General features: G+C 62.0%; 1 protein-coding gene and 1 pseudogene. Both read right to left on the bottom strand.

The window, feature by feature from the left end; translation table 11 throughout:
* Window positions 1–652, bottom strand: a 652-nt coding sequence (locus A2I95_RS40065; protein WP_291737897.1) for a phosphatidylserine decarboxylase, incomplete at its 3' end; no start/stop codon positions are given.
* Between the two features lie 252 nt (window positions 653–904).
* Window positions 905–1,203 (bottom strand): annotated as a pseudogene (locus A2I95_RS40070) (polyamine aminopropyltransferase); the annotation flags it as partial.

Here is a 1,203-nt window from a genome sequence, read left to right on the forward strand (position 1 = left end):
GCGTTTCGGTCTCGATCAGGGTCCAGCTGCGTTTGTTCTCGCCGAACACATCCGGCCCGGCCCCCAGCGCAATCGGGTTCACCGAATGCAGCGCGCCGGCAATGTCCTGGGCGCCATTGATCCGGCCAGCGGCAGGAAAGTGGTATCTGTGATAATCCGCTGGGCACAGCCGCACGATGGCCAGGGCGCCGCCGATGAAGCGATCGGCGATGCCCGGCAGCATGGTGCGGACGGACATCGGGTGGCCTTTGACGGGCACAAATATGTCCTCGGCCAATTCCGGGAACACCAGCACCCGGCCATCGGCAGGGGAGACAACGTCCTTGGGGTCGGTGCTGTAGGGGCGCACTTCGGGTTTCAGATGGCGGACAAAGAATTCATTGAAACAGGAGAAACTCTCAGTGTCGGCAGAAGCTTCGGTCATGTCGATCGACAGGTCTTCTATCACCGCCTTGATCTTGCTCTTGGAGAACCGCGAGTTGAACCAGATGCCCATCAGACGGCTGATGAGGGGCGATCGAAACAGCAGTTTCTCGATGGGTCGGGCACTGGCGTTCTGATAGGCCCAGCGGATCCATTTCTCGCCGAGCACGGCCTCTTCAAAGGTCTCGCCGGTGTCGCGGTCAACAACAAGAATGGGATCGCGCTTCATAGGGCCTGCCACGTCTGGTTTCTGCTCCGCCGCGCCTAGCAAGAAGCGGCGGCGGGGCCAAGGCCGGAATTGGGTCGCAACGCTGGGGCAGGGACCGTTCAGGGGCCGGGGGCCGTCTTGCGAATGCTCCAGTGGAGCTTTTGCGGCAGAAAAGTGCCTTAGCGCCGGGTGCGCAACGTGTGTCCGTTCTGCGGCGGAATTGCTTTTCCAGAAAAGAACAAGGGGGCCGCAGCCCCCTGTCCCGGATGTTCTTTAGGGGAACAGCTTCTTCACGTAGTTCGGCAAGGCAAAGGCGGCCTTGTGGATCTCCGGATTGTAATATCCGGTCTCGATCCCGGCGGCGGCAAAGCGTGCCTCTAGATCCGCAAGGCTCACGTTGCGGGCCTTGTCCGAGTGGCTGCCCCAGCCGAACGCCATCGGCCCGCCGGCATAGGTCGGCACTGACGCCAGATAGCAGGACGCATCGGCGAACAGCGCCTGGAAGGCGCGCAGGGTGCCGGTCAGCTCATCGCCTTGCATAAAGGGCACGCCGTTCTGGGTGACGATGATGC

Source organism: Leisingera sp. F5 (assembly GCF_001593695.1).